This is a genomic window from Streptomyces sp. NBC_00433 (assembly GCA_036015235.1).
Lineage (GTDB): Bacteria > Actinomycetota > Actinomycetes > Streptomycetales > Streptomycetaceae > Actinacidiphila.
The window spans coordinates 6614925-6631821 of the sequence record CP107926.1; the positions used below are offsets into that span (position 1 = coordinate 6614925).

Sequence of the window (16897 nt, forward strand, 5' to 3'; positions counted from 1 at the left end):
GTGGTCACCGGTGCCTCCTCATGACGGCCTGCGCGCCCTGACGCCCCCATTGTGCCAGCCCGCGGCCCGCAGCCGGCCTGCCGCCGCGGTGAAGACCAGGAAGACCGCCATCGAGGCGAGCACGATGCTGGACCCCGGCGGCACGTCGACGTAGTAGGAGAAGACGGTGCCGGACAGGGCGACGGTCACGCCGATGGCCACCGACACCGCCAGCGTCCAGGCGAAACCGCGGGTGACCTGCTGGGCGGCGGCGACCGGGATGACCATGAGCGCGCTGACCAGCAGCAGCCCCACGGCCCGCATGGCCACCGTCACGGTGACCGCGGCGGTCACCGCGAGCAGCAGGTTGAGCGCCCGCACCGGCAGCCCGCCGACGTGGGCGAACTCCTCGTCCTGGCAGATGGCGAAGAGCTGCCTGCGCAGACCGAGCACGACCAGCAGGACGAAAGCGGCCAGCGCGACCATCGGCGGGATGTCCTGCGGCGAGACCGTGCTGATGGAGCCGAAGAGATACGTGGTGAGGTTGGCGTTGGAGCCGTTCGGCGCCAGGTAGATGATCATCACGCCGCCGGACATGCCGCCGTAGAAGAGCATGGCCAGCGCGATGTCGCCGCGGGCCCTGCCGTAGGAGCGGATCAGCTCCATGCCGATGGCGCCGGCCACCGAGACCGCCACCGCCGTCCACACCGGGCTGACCTGGAGCAGGAAGCCGAGCGCGACGCCGGTGAGGGCGACATGGCCGATGCCGTCGCCCATGATCGCCTGCCGCCGCTGGACCAGGAAGATGCCGACCGCGGGGGCGGTCACGCCGACCAGCAGCGCGGCGATCAGGGCGCGCTGCATGAAGGCGTAGGTCAGGAGGTCCATCGGTCGAGGTGTCCCTTCACCGTGGCGGTCGCCGGGTCGGCGTGCGGGTGGACGTGGTCGGGCGCCAGGCCGCTCGGCGGCGGTCCGTCGTGGACGACGCGGCCGTCGCGCAGCAGCACCGCCCGGTCGATCAGCGGCGCCAGCGGGCCCAGCTCGTGCAGCACCAGCAGCACGGTCACACCGGCCGCGACCTGGGTGCGTACGGTGTCGGCGAGCACCTGCTGCGCGGCCAGGTCGACGCCCGCCATCGGCTCGTCCATGATCAGCAGGTCGGGTTCCGTGGCCAGGGCGCGGGCGATCAGGACCCGCTGGTGCTGGCCGCCGGAGAGCGCGTCCACCGCGTCGCGGGCCCGGTCCGCCATCCCGACCAGGTCGATCGCGCGGGCCACCGCCGCCTTGTCGGCCCGGCCCGGCGGGCGCAGCCCGGTCCTGGCCAGCCGCCCGGCGGCGACCACCTCCCGTACGGTCGCGGGCACCCCGCCGGCCGCGGTGGTGCGCTGCGGTACGTAGCCGATCCTGGCCCACTGCCGGAAGCGGTCGCCGGGGGTGCCGAACAGCTCCCACGTCCCGGCCGACAGCCGCACCCGGCCGACCACCGCGCGTACCGCGGTGGACTTGCCCGAGCCGTTCTCGCCGAGCAGGGCCACCACCTCGCCGCGGGCCACGGCCAGGTCGACGCCGTGCAGCACCTGCCGGGCGCCCAGCGAGGCCGTCGCGCCGCGCAGGCCCACCACCGTGTCCGTCCCGGTGTCCATCAGCGTGGCACTCCGAGCGCGGTCCGCAGCGCCGCGAGGTTGCTGCGCTGCACCGCGAAGTAGTCGGTGCCCCTCGACTTCGGGGTGATCCCCTCGATCGGGTCGAGCACGTCGGTGCGCAGGTGCAGGTCGCCGGCCACCGTCTTCGCGGTCTTGTCGCTGACGAGCGTCTCGAAGAAGACCGTGGTCACGTGCTCGCGCCCGGCGAGGTCGAGCAGCGCCTTCATCCGGGTGGCGCTGGGCTCGCTCTCCGGGTCGATGCCGTTGATCGCCTCCTCGACCAGCCCGTAGCGCTCGGCGAGGTAGCCGAAGGCGGCATGGGTGGTGATGAAGGTGTCGGTGGTGCGGTTCTTCAGGCCGTCGCGGAACGCGGTGTCGAGCGCGCCGAGCCGGCCGACCAGCGTGTCGGTGTTCTTCGCGTACGCGGCCGCGTGGGCCGGGTCGGCCTCGGCCAGCGCCTTGCCGACGCCCTTGGCTACCTCGGCGTATTTCACCGGGTCGAGCCAGATGTGCGGGTCGGAGCCGGCGTCCTCGTCGCTCTCGCCGCCGCTGCCGTTGTCGCCGGTGGTGTGGTGGCGGCCGTCCACCTCGGTGCCGTGGTCCTCCAGGCCGGTCAGGGTGGCGGCGTCCACCAGGTTCTTGACGCCCGACTGCTTGATGGCGTCGTCCACGGCGGGCTGCAGCCCGTGCAGCGAGATGATCACGTCGGACTGCCCGAGCGCGGCGATCTGCTTCGGCGCCAGCTCCAGGTCGTGCGGCTCGACGCCGGGCTTGGTCAGGTCGGTGACCTGGACGTTGTCGCCGCCGATGCTGGCGGCGAGGAATTCCAGCGGATAGAAGGACGCGGTCACCCTCAACTTCCCGCCGACCTTGGCGTCACCGGCCGCGTCGGCGGAGCCGGAGCAGGCGGTGAGGGCGGGGAGCGAGAGGGCGGCGACGGCAAGGGCTGCGACCGGTATCACCCGGCGACTGATGTTCATGACAGTCATTTTCAACAGAGATGGAAACGATTGTCAATTGCGTCAGGAGGTGCTTCCGGGCCGCTCGTCCTTGCCGCCGGCCGAACGGATTTGATATGCGCACCGCCCCCGCCGGTAATCTGGGGCAACTGACCCCTTCGTCGTACTGAAGAGAGCACCGTGGCCGCCGACAAGATCGACACCATCGTCAGCCTGAGCAAGCGCCGTGGCTTCGTTTTCCCGAGCAGTGAGATCTACGGCGGCTCGAAGGCCGCCTGGGACTACGGGCCGCTGGGCGTCGAGCTGAAGGAGAACATCAAGCGCCAGTGGTGGCGCGCGATGGTGACCTCCCGTGAGGACGTGGTGGGACTCGACTCGTCGGTGATCCTCGCCCCCGAGGTGTGGGTCGCCTCGGGTCACGTCGCCACGTTCTCCGACCCGCTCACCGAGTGCACCTCCTGCCACAAGCGCTTCCGCGCCGACCACCTGGAGGAGGCGTACGAGGCCAAGCACGGCCGGCCGCCCGCCAACGGGCTGGCCGACATCAACTGCCCGCACTGCGGCACCAAGGGCGCCTTCACCGAGCCCAAGCAGTTCTCCGGCATGCTGCAGACCCACCTCGGCCCGACCCAGGACGCCGGCTCGGTGGCCTACCTGCGGCCCGAGACGGCGCAGGGCATCTTCGTGAACTTCGGCCAGGTGCAGACCACCTCGCGCAAGAAGCCGCCGTTCGGCATCGCCCAGATGGGCAAGTCGTTCCGCAACGAGATCACCCCGGGCAACTTCATCTTCCGCACCCGCGAGTTCGAGCAGATGGAGATGGAGTTCTTCGTCAAGCCCGGCGAGGACGAGAAGTGGCACGAGTACTGGATGCAGGAGCGCTGGAACTGGTACACCGGCCTCGGCCTGCGCGAGGACAACATGCGCTGGTACGAGCACGCCAAGGAGAAGCTGTCGCACTACTCGAAGCGCACCACCGACATCGAGTACCGCTTCAACTTCGGCGGCCAGGAGTTCAGTGAGCTGGAGGGCGTCGCCAACCGCACGGACTTCGACCTCGGCGCCCACTCCAAGGCCTCCGGCCAGGACCTGTCCTACTTCGACCAGGAGGCCGGCGAGCGCTGGTTCCCGTACGTGATCGAGCCGGCCGCGGGCGTGAACCGCGCGATGCTGGCCTTCATGCTCGACGCGTACAACGAGGACGAGGCGCCGAACGCCAAGGGCGTCATGGAGCGGCGGACCGTCATGCGGCTCGACCCGCGGCTCGCCCCGGTCAAGGTCGCCGTCCTCCCGCTGTCCCGCAATCCCGAGCTGTCCCCGAAGGCCAAGGGCCTGGCCACGGCGCTGCGGGCGAACTGGAACATCGAGTTCGACGACGCCGGCGCCATCGGGCGCCGCTACCGCCGCCAGGACGAGATCGGCACGCCGTTCTGCGTGACGGTGGACTTCGACACGCTCACCGACAACGCGGTGACCGTGCGCGAGCGCGACACGATGGTGCAGGAGCGGGTGTCCCTCGACCAGGTCGAGGGCTATCTGGGCAGCCGGCTCCTCGGCTGCTGACGCCTGCGCGCCGGGCCGGCCCTCAGTTCTTCGGCCGGTCCGGCGCGGCTGCCCCGCGCAGGGCCAGTACGGTGCAGGCCGCCGCCAGGGGCAGCTCGGCGAGCAGGGCCATCGTCACAGCGGCGAGCAGGGCGGGGCCCTGGGAGGTCGCGAGGTCCAGCGACGCGTCGAGCAGCAGGGCCGCCGCCGTGGCCGTGGCCACCGGGGCCAGCGCGGGCTTCGCGCGCAGCGCCAGGACGCCGGTGGTGAGGAGGCCGATCGCTTCCAGCGAGTCCAGGGCCACCCAGCCGGGGGCCACGGCGCCGGCCAGCACCGTCAGCCACGGTATGAGCAGCGCTCCGCACACGAGGGTCACGTAGCCGAGGCGGGGCCTCGACCTCGCCCTCGCCTCCGGCGCTGAGGCGACGCCGACCGACATCCTCGCCCTCCTCCCGCCCCGACCCTTCCCTCCGCCTCAACGCGGAACCGCCCCCACGTCTTCCTGCCACGGCTCCCCGCTGCCGCCCGGTGGCGGCTGTGCGCGCAGTTCCCCGCGCCCCTGGGTGATTGCCCCTTGCGGTGCGTTGCTTGGCTGCCGCCCGGTGGGGGCTTGTCGCGCAGTTCCCCGCGCCCCTGAAAAAGCGTGCCCTCCTCCGCAGAGGACAAGCCGCCTGGGCGTAGGAGGACGCAGCCCCAAAGGGGCGCGGGGAACTGCGCGCCCCGCCGAAGAGGCGGGAAAGAAGGCAACGCCACAGCAAGTGGCACCCACCCGGGGGCGCGGGGAACTGCGCGCGCAACCCGCCACCGGGCGGCAGCCAGGCAACGCACCGCAAGGGGCACCCACCCGGGGCCACCGCGCAGCGGCACGTGGACGCCCGGGTGTCAGGCCAGTTTCCGAGGGAGCCGGAGGCTGAGTGCCGTGGCCAGGGCGACCGCGGCGAGTTGGGCGAGCAGCGCCCAGACGAGGGCGTCGCGGAAGCCCACCGACGTGGACAGGGTCAGGAAGAGCGTGCCCAGGGTCGCGACGCCCAGCGCGAGGCTGGACTGCTGGGTGGTCGCCATCGCACCGCTGCCGACCCCCGCCTGCGCCGCAGGCACCTCGCTGAGGACGATGCGGAAGACGACCGGGAGCACGAAGCCCTGGCCGAAGCCGAGGACGGCCATGCTCGGGGCCAGCGTCCAGACGCCGACGTGCGGCCAGCCCCAGAAGAAGGTCGCCGCCAGGGCCACCAGGCCCACCGCCTGGATGAGGGACCCGGCGGTGACGGTGCGGCGCCCGTGCCGGGCGACCATGCGCGGGCCGAGCAGCGACGCCGCGAAGAAGGCCGCGCACAGCGGCGCGAGCGCCGCGCCCGCGGCGAGCGCCCCGAGGTGCAGGCCGTCCTGCATGGCGACCGCGAGGACGAACATGAAACCGCCGAAGCCCAGGCAGAACGGCACGATGAGCAGCAGCCCGCTGCGTACGCTGTGGATGCGCAGCAGCGACGGCGGCAGCAGCGGATTGCCCCCGGTGCGCTCACCGTGCCGTTCGACGGCCACGAAGGCCGCGGCGGCGAAGGGGGAGAGCGCGAGCAGCACCCAGGACCACAGCGGCCAGCCGGCCGCCCGGCCCTCGGTGAGCGGCAGCAGCAGGGCGATCAGTGTCAGTGCCAGCAGCACCGTGCCGGCCCGGTCGATGCGGGCCGGGTGCGCCGAGCGGGTCTCCGGCACCGACTTGAGGGCCAGTGCCAGCGCGACCGCCGCGACGGGCACGTTGACCAGGAAGATCGCCCGCCAGCCGCTGCCGGCGATGTCCGCGGAGACCAGGACGCCGCCGAGCACCTGGCCGACGACGCTCGCGATGCCGGCCGTGGCGCCGTAGTAGCTGAGCGCCTTGCCGCGGCTGCTGCCGGAGGTCGCGGACTGGATGGTGGCCAGTGCCTGCGGGAGCAGCAGCGCGGAGGCCGCGCCCTGGGCGACCCTGGCCGCCACCAGGGTCCAGGCGGTGGGGGCGACACCGCAGGCCAGCGAGGTCGCGGCGAAGAGGCCGAGGCCCCACAGGAAGAGGTTCCTGCGGCCGAACATGTCGCCGAGCCGGCCGCCGAGCACCAGGAGGACGGCGTAGGCGACGCCGTAGCCCGCGACCACCATCTCCAGCACCGCGGGACCGGCGTCGAGGTCGCGGTCGATGGTGGGGAGGGCCACGTTGACGATGAAGAAGTCCACCATCGGCAGCGCCGCGCCCAGCAGCACGGTCAGCAGGCCGAGCGTGCTCAGCGCGGGGGCGGGTGGGGTGGACGGGGTGGTGGGGACGGACGGGGAAGGTGCCGTGATGCGGGTCACGCGGGGCAGCACCTGGGCCCGGGAGGGACGTGTCTGATCCATTCGGTCGTTCACATGGTCCACACTGGACCTCTGCTCAAGGGGGTACCAGAGAGCGTTTATCCAGGTATGGCGAGCACCTGGCAACCGGCTGCCGGTTCCGGCATTCTGGGAATATGAGCGCCCTCAGAGAATCACCCAGCGAAGCCCCCGGCCCGGGTGCCGATTCCGCCGCGAGCCGCCGGCAGGAGCTGGCGTCGTTCCTGCGCAGCCGCCGCGAGCGCATCACGCCCGAGCAGGTCGGGCTGCCGCCGGGCCGCCGGCGGCGCACCCCGGGGCTGCGCCGCGAGGAGGTCGCGCAGCTCGCCGCGGTCGGTGTGACCTGGTACACCTGGCTCGAACAGGCCAGGGACATCCAGGTGTCGAGCCAGGTCGCCGACGCCATCGCCCGAGCCCTGATGCTGGACCAGAACGAGCGCCGGCACCTTTTCACGCTGGCCGGCACCGCGGACCCGGATCCGCGGCTGGACTGTCCGGGCATGTCGCCGGCGGTCCGCGCGATGCTCGACCGGCTCGAACCGCTGCCCGCCGCGGTCTTCAACGTCCGCTACGACATCATCGCGTACAACCGCACCTACGGCCGGCTGGTCTCCGACCTGGACGCGATGCCGGTCGAGGACCGCAACGTGATGTGGCTGGCCTTCACCGACCCGGTGTGGCGCGAGCGGATGCTGGACCGCGAGGAGAACACCCGGCTGATGGCGGCCAAATTCCGCTCCTCGATGGCCAAGCACCTCGCGGAGCCGGCGTGGAAGGAGATGCTCGGGCGGCTCCAGCAGAATTCGCCGGAATTCCGCCGGGCCTGGGAGCGGCACGAGGTGCTCCAGCCGGGCAGCCACGTCAAGCGGTATCTGAATCCCGACGTCGGCCTGCTGGCCTTCGACTTCACGCACCTGTGGCTCGGTCCGCAGGACGGCCCGCGGCTGACGGTGTATTCGCCGGTGGACGAGCCGACCAGGGAGCGGCTGGACCGGTTGCACCGTATCGTCCTCACCGAGCGGCGCCCTGTGGCGGTCTGACGGTCCGGCGGTCCGGCGCTCCGACGGGCCGACGACCGGGTTCCACGCCTGCGGCAACGGCTTAAAATCGCGGTATGACATCGACCCGTACCAAGGGCTCAGGCCTGCGTGAGCTGACTCGCAGAACCGTTCGCGCCCAGATCGCGGAGCGGGCGATCGAGTTGTTCATCGCCCAGGGCTTCGAGGAGACCACGGTCGAGCAGATCGCGACCGAGGTCGGCATGTCCGCGCGCAGCGTCTTCCGCTACTTCGACACCAAGGAGGACATGGTCGTCGGGGGGATGCAGGAGTCCGGTGCCAGGCTCGCCGACGCGCTGGCGGAACGGCCCGCGGACGAGGACGCGTGGCAGGCGCTGCGCGGCGCGCTCGATGTGCTGCTGGCCGCGATGGAGGCGGACCGCGAGGGCATGCTGGCCAGGGCGCGGATGTACGCGAGCACACCGTCGCTGCTGGCGGCCAGGAAGCAGAAGCACTCCCAGTGGCGGGAGTTGCTGATGCCGGGGGTGCTGGCCAGGCTGGGCGACGGCCCGGAGGAGACCCGCGAGCTGCGGGCCACGGCCATCACCACGACGGTGCTGGGCTGCTTCGACGTGTCGATCACCCGCTGGTCGGAGGCGGGCGGGGCGCAGCGTGTCGAGGACATCCTGGACGTGGCCCTCGCGGCGGTACGCGGCTAGGGCCTGGTCCGGAGCCGGTCAGTCCTGGGGGAGCGCGGCCAGCGACGACGTGATCCGGTCGAGGTCGGCCAGGTCCGCGTCCGACAGGGTCAGCAGGGCGGGCGGCGGGCTGCTCAGGATCGCGTTCGCGCGGGCGGCGGCGGCCAGGCCCGCCTCGGTGGCCGACACGATCTTGCAGCGCCGGTCGGTGGGGTGCTGCCGGCGCTCCACCAGGCCGCGCTTCTCCAGGTCGTCCACCACGAGGGTGAGATACGGCCGGTCGGAGGCCAGCTCCGCGGCCAGCTCGCTCATCTGGGAGGGCCGCTTGGCGATCCTGCGCAGCGCCTTAGCCCGGAAGAAGCTCATGCCGAGGGCCTCGGCGACCTCCTTGCGGCGCTCGTTGCGTTCGAGCACCAGGGCGCGCAGATTGCGCCACACGCGCTCGGCGGCCTCCTCGATCTCCTCGGTCCCGGGGACCTCCGGGGTCTCCGGGACCTCCGGTGCACGGGCCCGCCCGCCGTACGCGGGCGCCGCCGTCTCCTGCCCTGCCGTCGTCACACCTTCACCGCCTTCCGGTCCTCCGCCTCGGGCTCCAGCAGCAGTCCCGCGGTACGCGCCGCCGTGGCCTTGGCCCAGCGGCCGGTGGTGAGCGTACCGAGCCCCAGGACCGCCGCACCACAGCCGGTGATGATCCACCAGGCGCCCTCGTGCAGCCCGGCGGCCAGTGCCGCGCCCAGCACCGCGACGCCCAGCGTCTGGCCGACCTGGCGGCTGGTGGAGGCGACCGCCGCCGCCACCCCTGCCTGCGCGCGCGGCATGCCGGACACGGCGGTGTTGGTGATCGGCGCGTTGACCAGGCCGAAGCCGATGCCGAAGAGCACGTAGGAGGTGAAGAGCAGCACATCGGACGACTGGGCGTCGAGCCCCGCGAGGAGCACGCCGCTTGCCGTCATCGCCGTGCCCGCGAGGATCAGCGGGATACGCGGGCCGCGGGTGCCGACCAGGCGGCCGGACAGCGGCGCGAAGACCAGCGCCATCGCGGCCATCGGGAGCATGTAGAGCCCGGCCTTCAGGGCGGACAGGCCGCGCTGGTCCTGCAGGTAGAGCGTGTTGAGGAAGAGGAAGCCGCCGAGCGCGGCGAAGGCGCAGACGGCGATCACGGTGGCACCGCTGAAGGGCGCGCTGCGGAAGAACCGGGTGTCGATCAGCGGGTCCACCCGCCGCCTCTCGTACAGTGCGAGCCCCGCCGCGGCCAGGACGGCCACCGCGAAGCAGCCGACGATCAGCAGCGACGTCCAGCCCGCGTGCGAGCCCTCGATGATCCCGTAGGTCAGGGTGCCGAGCAGCGCGATGACCAGCAGCTGCCCGACCGGGTCGACCCTGCGGGGCCGCGGGGCGCGGGACTCGGGGACGAAGCGCGCGGTCAGCGCCAGCGCGGCCACCCCGATCGGCAGGTTGATCCAGAAGATCGACCGCCAGCCCACCGACTGCACCAGGGCGCCGCCCACGATCGGCCCGGCCGCCATGCTGATACCGACGACACCGCCCCACACCCCGATCGCACGGGCGCGCTCACGCGGCTCCGAGAAGGTGTTGGTGATGATCGACATCGCCACCGGGTTGAGCATCGACCCGCCGACCGCCTGCACCATGCGGAAGGCGATGAGCCACCCCAATCCCGGCGCGAGGCTGCACAGCAGGGACCCGAGGGTGAAGAGCACCAGGCCGGTCTGGAAGACCTTCTTACGGCCGATCCGGTCGGCCGTCGATCCGGACAGCAGCAGTAGCGAGGCGATGACCAGCAGATACGCGTCGATCGTCCACTGGAGTCCGGAGACCGAGGCGTGGAAGTCGCGCTGGAGCGACGGGAGCGCGACGTTGAGGATCGTGTTGTCCAGGCTGACGATCAGCAGGCTCATACAGCAGATCGCCAGGATGAGGGTGCGGCGCCGTGCGGTCAGGTCCGGCATCGATGCAGGGTCCAATGATTGTGTGAGTAGAATGATTATTATCGTACAACGGTTCTCGGAAGCCGGCCCCCGGGCGTACGGGCCTCCGCGACCGACCGGGCTGACGGCCTCCGCGACCGACGTGCTGCCGCGACCGACGTGCCGCCGGGCCTGACGGCCGCCGCCGGGCCACTCCCGGCGTACGGGACAATGGACGGCATGACCGCTGACGCCACCCTGGCCCCGCCCGTGCCCGGCGCCCTCCGTATCGGCCCGCACACCGTGCAGCCGCCGGTCGTGCTCGCGCCGATGGCCGGGATCACGAACGCGCCCTTCCGCACGCTCTGCCGTGAGTTCAGCGGCGGCAAGGGGCTGTTCGTCAGCGAGATGATCACCACCCGCGCCCTGGTCGAGCGCAACGAGAAGACGATGCACCTCATCCACTTCGACGCGAGCGAGACCCCGCGCTCCATCCAGCTCTACGGCGTCGACCCCGTCACGGTCGGCAAGGCCGTGCGGATGATCGTGGACGAGGACCTCGCCGACCACATCGACCTCAACTTCGGCTGCCCGGTCCCGAAGGTCACCCGCAAGGGCGGCGGCTCCGCGCTGCCGTACAAGCGCAACCTGCTGCGCTCGATCCTGCGCGAGGCGGTCGGCAATGCCGGGGACCTGCCCGTCACCATCAAGATGCGCAAGGGCATCGACGACGACCACCTGACGTATCTGGACGCCGGCCGGATCGCCGTCGAGGAGGGCGTCACCGCGGTCGCCCTGCACGGCCGCACCGCCGCCCAGCACTACGGCGGCACCGCCGACTGGGACGCCGTCGCCCGCCTCAAGGAGCACGTCCCGGAGATCCCCGTGCTCGGCAACGGCGACATCTGGTGCGCGGAGGACGCGCAGCGCATGATGCGGGCCACCGGCTGCGACGGCGTGGTCGTCGGACGAGGCTGCCTGGGCCGCCCCTGGCTCTTCGGCGACCTCGTCGCCGCCTTCGAGGCCCCGGGGTCCGCCCCCGCCACCCCCGACTTCGGCCGGGTCGCCACCGTCATGCGGCGGCACGCCGAACTGCTCGGCCGCTGGCTCGGCGACGAGACCCGCGGGGTCGTCGACTTCCGCAAGCACGTGCCCTGGTACACCAAGGGCTTCGCGGTCGGCTCCGACGCGCGCCGCGCCCTGGCGACGGCCTCGTCCCTCGCCGATCTCGACGAGCAGTTCGCCGCGCTCGACCTGACCCAGCCCTGGCCCCCGCACGCGGACGGGCCCCGGGGCCGTACGGCCGCGGGCAAGCGCGTGGTCCTGCCGGACGGCTGGCTGGCCGACCCCTACGACTGCGCCACCCCGTCGGAAGACGCCGAGTCCGACACGTCCGGGGGCTGAGACCGCGGACGTGATTCGTACCACGCCTGACGCAGTACACGCTCAGATGAGCGCACGCATGAGCGCGTAAAGTCTCGAATGCATGGCATCCGGCACCGGTCGCCGGTTCTGCACAGGGTCGCGTGATCCGTCACGCACGGTAACATCCGGCGCCTCGAAGCTCGCGCAGCGAAACCGTGCGTTCGGGCTGTGAACACCGCGTGAAGGCCCGAAAATCGGCCGCGGACATTCGATACCTCGGCAGACGGGCGGTAAAGCCCGTGTGTCGTGGTGATGGACGCACTGCGGAGCCTTGGAGATGGGTACGCTCCCCGCCGTCAGGGCAACCCGGTCGCGAGGAGTCGAGGCCCAGTGTCGGCACGGCAGAAACAGCAGAAATTCGTCTACGACTTCACTGAGGGCAACAAAGACCTCAAGGATCTGCTCGGCGGGAAGGGTGCGAACCTCGCCGAGATGACCAACCTCGGGCTTCCGGTCCCTCCCGGATTCACCATCACCACCGAGGCGTGCAGGGTGTATCTGGAGTCCGGCGCGGAGCCCGCCGCGCTGCGCGACGAGGTGAGTGCGCACCTCGACGCGCTGGAGAAGCGGATGGGCAAGCGGCTCGGGCAGGCCGACGACCCGCTGCTGGTGTCGGTGCGGTCCGGGGCGAAGTTCTCGATGCCCGGGATGATGGACACCGTCCTGAACATCGGGCTGTCCGACGCCTCGGTGGCCGGGCTCGCGGCCCAGGCGGACAACGAGCGGTTCGCGTGGGACTCCTACCGCCGCCTCGTGCAGATGTTCGGCAAGACCGTGATGGACGTCGACGGCGACCTCTTCGAGGAGGCGCTGGAGGCGGCCAAGCGGGCCAAGGGCGCCGACAGCGACCTCGGCCTGGACGCGGCCGACCTCAAGCAACTGGTCGCGGACTTCCAGCAGATCGTGCTCAAGGAGACCGGCAGGGAATTCCCGCAGGAGCCGCGCGAGCAGATGGACCTGGCGGTGCGGGCGGTCTTCGACTCGTGGAACACCGAGCGGGCCAAGCTCTACCGCCGCCAGGAGCGCATCCCCGGCGACCTGGGCACCGCCGTCACGGTGTGCTCGATGGTCTTCGGCAACCTCGGCCCCGACTCCGGTACGGGCGTGGCCTTCACGCGCGACCCGGCCAGCGGCGCCCAGGGCACCTACGGCGACTACCTGCAGAACGCGCAGGGCGAGGACGTCGTCGCCGGCATCCGCAACACGGTGCCGCTCGCCGACCTCGCGGGCATCGACAGGACGTCATACGACCAGCTGATGTCGATCATGCAGACGCTGGAGACGCACTACCGGGACCTGTGCGACATCGAGTTCACCATCGAGCGCGGGCACCTGTGGATGCTGCAGACCCGGGTCGGCAAGCGGACCGCGGCGGCGGCCTTCCGTATCGCCACGCAGCTGGTCGACCAGGGGCTGATCGACGAGGCGGAGGCCCTGCAGCGGGTCACCGGGGCGCAGCTCAGCCAGCTGATGTTCCCGCGCTTCGACGACGCGGTCGCCGACAGCGGCGAGGTCAAGCGGATCGGCTGGGGCATCGCGGCCTCGCCGGGGGCCGCGGTCGGCAAGGCGGTCTTCGACTCCTACACCGCCGTGAAGTGGTCGCGCTCGGGTGAGCAGGTCATCCTGATCCGCCGGGAGACCAACCCCGACGACCTCAACGGCATGATCGCCGCCGAGGGCATCCTCACCTCGCGCGGCGGCAAGACCTCGCACGCGGCCGTCGTCGCCCGCGGCATGGGCAAGACCTGCGTATGCGGGGCGGAGGAGCTGGAGGTCGACACCAAGCGGCGCAGGCTCACCGCACCCGGTGGCGTGGTGATAGAGGAGGGCGACCTCATCTCCATCGACGGCTCCAGCGGCAAGGTCTACCTCGGCGAGGTGCCCGTCGTCCCGTCCCCGGTCGTCGAGTACTTCGAGGGCCGGATGCACGCGGGCGCCGACGAGGCGGACGGCCTGGTGCAGGCCGTGCACCGGGTGATGGCCTACGCCGACCGGGTGCGCAGGCTCCAGGTGCGCGCCAACGCCGACAATGCCGAGGACGCCGCGCGGGCCCGCCGCTTCGGGGCGCAGGGCATCGGCCTGTGCAGGACCGAGCACATGTTCCTCGGCGAGCGGCGCGAGATGGTCGAGCGGCTGATCCTGGCCGACACCGACGCCGAGCGGGACGAGGCGCTGGGCGCGCTGCTGCCGCTGCAGAGGGCCGACTTCATCGAGCTGTTCGAGGCGATGGACGGCCTGCCGGTGACCGTACGGCTGCTCGACCCGCCGCTGCACGAGTTCCTGCCCGACATCACCGAGCTGTCGGTACGTGTCGCGCTCGCCGAGTCCCGCGAGGACGCCAACGAGAACGACCTGCGGCTGCTCCAGGCGGTGCACAAGCTGCACGAGCAGAACCCGATGCTGGGCCTGCGCGGGGTCCGCCTCGGCCTGGTCATCCCGGGGCTGTTCGCGATGCAGGTACGGGCCATCGCCGAGGCCGCCGCGCACCGCAAGGCGGCCAAGTGCGACCCGCGGGCCGAGATCATGATCCCGCTGGTCGGCACCGTCCAGGAGCTGGAGATCGTCCGCGAGGAGGCCGACCGGGTCATCGCCGACGTCGAGGCGGCCACCGGTACCCGGCTGAAGCTGGCCATCGGCACGATGATCGAACTGCCCCGCGCCGCCCTGACCGCGGGCCAGATCGCCGAGGCCGCCGAATTCTTCTCCTTCGGCACCAACGACCTCACCCAGACCGTCTGGGGCTTCTCCCGCGACGACGTCGAGGCGTCGTTCTTCACCGCCTACCTGGAGAAGGGCATCTTCGGCGTGTCGCCCTTCGAGACCATCGACAGGGACGGCGTCGGCTACCTGGTCCGCAGCGCCTCGGAAGCCGGCCGCGCCACCCGCCCCGACCTCAAGCTCGGCATCTGCGGCGAGCACGGCGGCGACCCGGAGTCCGTCCACTTCTTCCACGAGGTCGGCCTGGACTACGTCTCCTGCTCGCCCTTCCGCATCCCCGTGGCCCGCCTGGAGGCCGGCCGAGCGGCGGCCAGAAAGCCCCACTGACCCCCTGACCGGGCCGGCCCGGTCCACCGCCGGCGGCCCCTTGCCCTGGGGGCCGAACCCTCACCGACCGGCGGACCGGCACCGGCCCTTCCCCGCCGGGGGCGACGCTTCGTGCGGAAGCGCCGCCCCCGGCTTCTTCCCGTACGCGGCCGCCCTCTCCCCGGGGCCGGGGCACCACACCTCAGGTGCGGAAGGTGCGGCGGTAGGCGTCGGGGGGGACGCCGACGCTGCGGTGGAAGTGGCGGCGCAGGGTGGTGGCGGTGCCCATGCCGGTGGCCGCGGCGATGGTGTCGACTGTGGCGTCGGTGGTCTCCAGGAGTGCCTGGGCGTGGCGGATGCGCTGGGTGTGGAGCCACCGCAGCGGTGTGGTGCCGGTGAGGTCCTTGAAGTGGCGGGCGAGGTGGCGTGAGCTCATGCGGGCCCGGCGGGCCAGGTCCTCCACGGTGAGCGGTCGGTCCAGCCGCTCCAGCACCCAGGGGAAGAGCTCGCCCAGGGGGTGGTTGCCCGGGGCGGGGACGGGGGTGGCGATGAACTGGGCCTGGCCGCCGTCGCGGTGCGGCGGGACGACCAGGCGGCGGGCGATCGTGTTGGCGATCGCCGATCCGTGGTCGAGGCGGACCAGGTGCAGGCACAGGTCCATGGCGGCGGCCTTGCCCGCGGAGGTGAGGACGTCGCCGTTGTCGACGTAGAGGACGTCCGGGTCGACGGTGGCTGCCGGGTGGCGCCGGGCCAGTTCCCGCGTGTGGGCCCAGTGCGTGGTGGCGCGGCGGCCGTCGAGCAGTCCTGCCGCGCCCAGGACGAAGGCGCCCGTGCACAGTGAGGCCACGCGGGCGCCGGCCGCGTGGGCGGCGCGCACCGCCTCGACCAGTTCGGCGGGCGGTTCGCGATCCGTGTCGGCCCAGCCGGGGACGATCACCGTGTCCGCGTGTGCGAGGTGGTCGAGGCCGCTGTCGGGTTCCAGGCGGAAGCGGCCGACGCGCACCGGAGCGCTCCCGCAGAGGGAGAAGCCGTACCAGGGGTCCACGATGTGGGCCAGGTCGGACCCGAAGACCTCGACGGCCACCGACAGTTCGTAGGGGAGCATGCCGTCGGTGACGGCGAGCGCGACAGTGGGCATGTCCGAAACTGTACGGGGCGTGTCGTTTCCGACGCTCGTGCGGGGTCCTGGCGCGAGGACACGATGGGGGTGTCAGGGCCGCGGCGGAACGGCGTCGCGGCGGGGCGTTCGCGTACAGGGGAGCGGTCTCATGGGGTCAGGTCAGCTGGTGGCGGTCTTCGGCGCGTACGGCCACACCGGGCGGTTCGTGGTCGCGGAGCTGGCCGCGCGCGGGTATGTCCCGGTGGTGTCCGGGCGCAACGCGCGGGCCCTGGAGGAGCTGGCCGGCGAGCGCGGGCCGGAGGCCCGGGTGGCGTCGGTCGAGGACCCCGCGTCGCTGGACCGGGCCCTGGCGGGAACGGCGGCGGTCGTCAACTGCGCCGGCCCCTTCGCCTCGACGGCCGGGCCCGTGATCGAGGCCGCACTGCGCGCGGGGATCCCGTACCTGGACGTGGCCGCCGAGCTGGAGGCGAACCTCGACACCTTCGCCCACTACCGCGAGCGGGCCCGTGCCCAGGGGGCGGTGGTCGTCCCTGCCATGGCCTTCTTCGGCGGTCTCGGCGACCTGCTGGCCACCGCGGCGATGGGCGACTGGACGGAGGCCGACGAGGCGCACATCGCCTACGGGCTCAGCAGCTGGCACCCCACCGCGGGCACCCGGCTCTCGGGCGCGGTCTCCCGCGAGCGGCGCGGCGCCGGCCGCCTGCGCTACCGCGGCGGACGCTGGGAGCGCCGCACCGACGACGCGCCCACCCTGGAGTGGGCCTTCCCGGAACCGCTGGGATCGCGGCCGGTGATCGGGGAGTTCACGATGGCCGACGTCGTCACCGTCCCCCAGCACCTGGCCATCCCCGACGTGACCACGTACATGACCACCGAGGCGGTCCGGGACATCGCCGCCCCCCTCACGCCGGCCCCTACCGCCGCCGACAGGACAGGGCGCTCGGACCAGACCTTCCTCGTCGACGTCGTCGTGCGCTCGGGCGGAGCCGAACGCCGTGCCACGGCCGGCGGCCGGGACATCTACGCCGTCACCGCGCCCCTTGTGGCCGAGGCCCTCGACCGCGTACTGACCGGCCGCACCCGGACCACCGGCGTCGCCTCCGCCGGCGAGATGTTCGACGCCCCGGGCTTCCTCTACGCGCTCGCCCCGTCCGTCACCCTCGACCTGCACCCGCGGAAGCAGACCGCCTGACCCCCCTGCGGGGGCGAGGGGGCGCCGTCTAGCCGGGGGAGGGCGGGCT

At 72.2% G+C, this 16897-nt stretch carries 14 protein-coding genes; 6 read left to right on the forward strand and 8 right to left on the reverse strand.

Annotated features, from left to right (window positions below; all coding sequences use genetic code 11):
* Positions 1 to 18: 18 nt before the first annotated feature.
* The 3 genes from OG900_28190 to OG900_28200 are packed head-to-tail and all read right to left on the reverse strand — an operon-like array spanning position 19 to position 2602.
* Positions 19 to 867: a metal ABC transporter permease gene (locus OG900_28190; GenBank protein WUH93605.1), complete on the reverse strand. Its 849-nt coding sequence runs from the start codon at positions 865 to 867 to the stop codon at positions 19 to 21.
* Positions 855 to 1622, reverse strand: a complete 768-nt coding sequence (locus OG900_28195; GenBank protein ID WUH93606.1) for a metal ABC transporter ATP-binding protein — start codon at positions 1620 to 1622, stop codon at positions 855 to 857. Before OG900_28195 ends, OG900_28190 begins: the two co-directional genes overlap by 13 nt.
* Positions 1622 to 2602 (reverse strand): metal ABC transporter substrate-binding protein, encoded by a 981-nt coding sequence (locus OG900_28200; GenBank protein WUH93607.1) that lies wholly within the window; start codon positions 2600 to 2602, stop codon positions 1622 to 1624. Before OG900_28200 ends, OG900_28195 begins: the two co-directional genes overlap by 1 nt.
* Positions 2603 to 2761: 159 nt before the next feature.
* On the opposite strand from OG900_28200, the gene OG900_28205 reads away from it, so the two are divergent.
* Positions 2762 to 4144 (forward strand): glycine--tRNA ligase, encoded by a 1383-nt coding sequence (locus tag OG900_28205; GenBank protein ID WUH93608.1) that lies wholly within the window; start codon positions 2762 to 2764, stop codon positions 4142 to 4144.
* Positions 4145 to 4166: 22 nt separating this feature from the next.
* On the opposite strand, the gene OG900_28210 is transcribed toward OG900_28205, so the two are convergent.
* Both OG900_28210 and OG900_28215 read right to left on the reverse strand, forming a co-directional pair.
* Positions 4167 to 4562, reverse strand: coding sequence for a hypothetical protein (locus tag OG900_28210; GenBank protein ID WUH93609.1), 396 nt, complete (start codon positions 4560 to 4562; stop codon positions 4167 to 4169).
* A 443-nt stretch (positions 4563 to 5005) separates the two neighbouring features.
* On the reverse strand, positions 5006 to 6487 hold the full coding sequence (locus OG900_28215) for an MFS transporter (protein ID WUH93610.1): 1482 nt from the start codon (positions 6485 to 6487) through the stop codon (positions 5006 to 5008).
* A gap of 113 nt (positions 6488 to 6600) precedes the next feature.
* Here OG900_28215 and OG900_28220 point away from each other — a divergent pair, with 113 nt between their 5' ends.
* Both OG900_28220 and OG900_28225 read left to right on the forward strand, forming a co-directional pair.
* On the forward strand, positions 6601 to 7503 hold the full coding sequence (locus tag OG900_28220; protein ID WUH93611.1) for a helix-turn-helix transcriptional regulator: 903 nt from the start codon (positions 6601 to 6603) through the stop codon (positions 7501 to 7503).
* Positions 7504 to 7577: 74 nt separating this feature from the next.
* A complete protein-coding gene (locus OG900_28225; GenBank protein ID WUH93612.1) occupies positions 7578 to 8180 on the forward strand; it encodes a TetR/AcrR family transcriptional regulator in 603 nt (200 codons plus the stop codon).
* 18 nt (positions 8181 to 8198) lie between these two features.
* On the opposite strand, the gene OG900_28230 is transcribed toward OG900_28225, so the two are convergent.
* Together OG900_28230 and OG900_28235 are read right to left on the reverse strand one after the other, a co-directional pair.
* The gene (locus OG900_28230; protein ID WUH93613.1) at positions 8199 to 8717 is read right to left on the reverse strand and encodes a MarR family transcriptional regulator; all 519 of its coding nucleotides are present in this window, start codon (positions 8715 to 8717) and stop codon (positions 8199 to 8201) included.
* A complete protein-coding gene (locus tag OG900_28235) occupies positions 8714 to 10129 on the reverse strand; it encodes an MFS transporter (GenBank protein WUH93614.1) in 1416 nt (471 codons plus the stop codon). Before OG900_28235 ends, OG900_28230 begins: the two co-directional genes overlap by 4 nt.
* A 198-nt stretch (positions 10130 to 10327) precedes the next feature.
* Between OG900_28235 and dusB the strand changes: the two genes are divergently transcribed.
* Together dusB and ppdK are read left to right on the forward strand one after the other, a co-directional pair.
* Positions 10328 to 11491 (forward strand): tRNA dihydrouridine synthase DusB, encoded by a 1164-nt coding sequence (gene dusB / locus OG900_28240; protein WUH93615.1) that lies wholly within the window; start codon positions 10328 to 10330, stop codon positions 11489 to 11491.
* Positions 11492 to 11764: 273 nt separating this feature from the next.
* Complete coding sequence (gene ppdK, locus OG900_28245) at positions 11765 to 14557, forward strand: pyruvate, phosphate dikinase (protein ID WUH93616.1); 2793 nt, start codon at positions 11765 to 11767, stop codon at positions 14555 to 14557.
* Positions 14558 to 14738: 181 nt separating this feature from the next.
* On the opposite strand, the gene OG900_28250 is transcribed toward ppdK, so the two are convergent.
* Complete coding sequence (locus tag OG900_28250; protein ID WUH93617.1) at positions 14739 to 15674, reverse strand: helix-turn-helix domain-containing protein; 936 nt, start codon at positions 15672 to 15674, stop codon at positions 14739 to 14741.
* A 130-nt stretch (positions 15675 to 15804) separates the two neighbouring features.
* Here OG900_28250 and OG900_28255 point away from each other — a divergent pair, with 130 nt between their 5' ends.
* The gene (locus OG900_28255; protein ID WUH93618.1) at positions 15805 to 16848 is read left to right on the forward strand and encodes a saccharopine dehydrogenase NADP-binding domain-containing protein; all 1044 of its coding nucleotides are present in this window, start codon (positions 15805 to 15807) and stop codon (positions 16846 to 16848) included.
* The last annotated feature ends 49 nt before the right edge of the window (positions 16849 to 16897 follow it).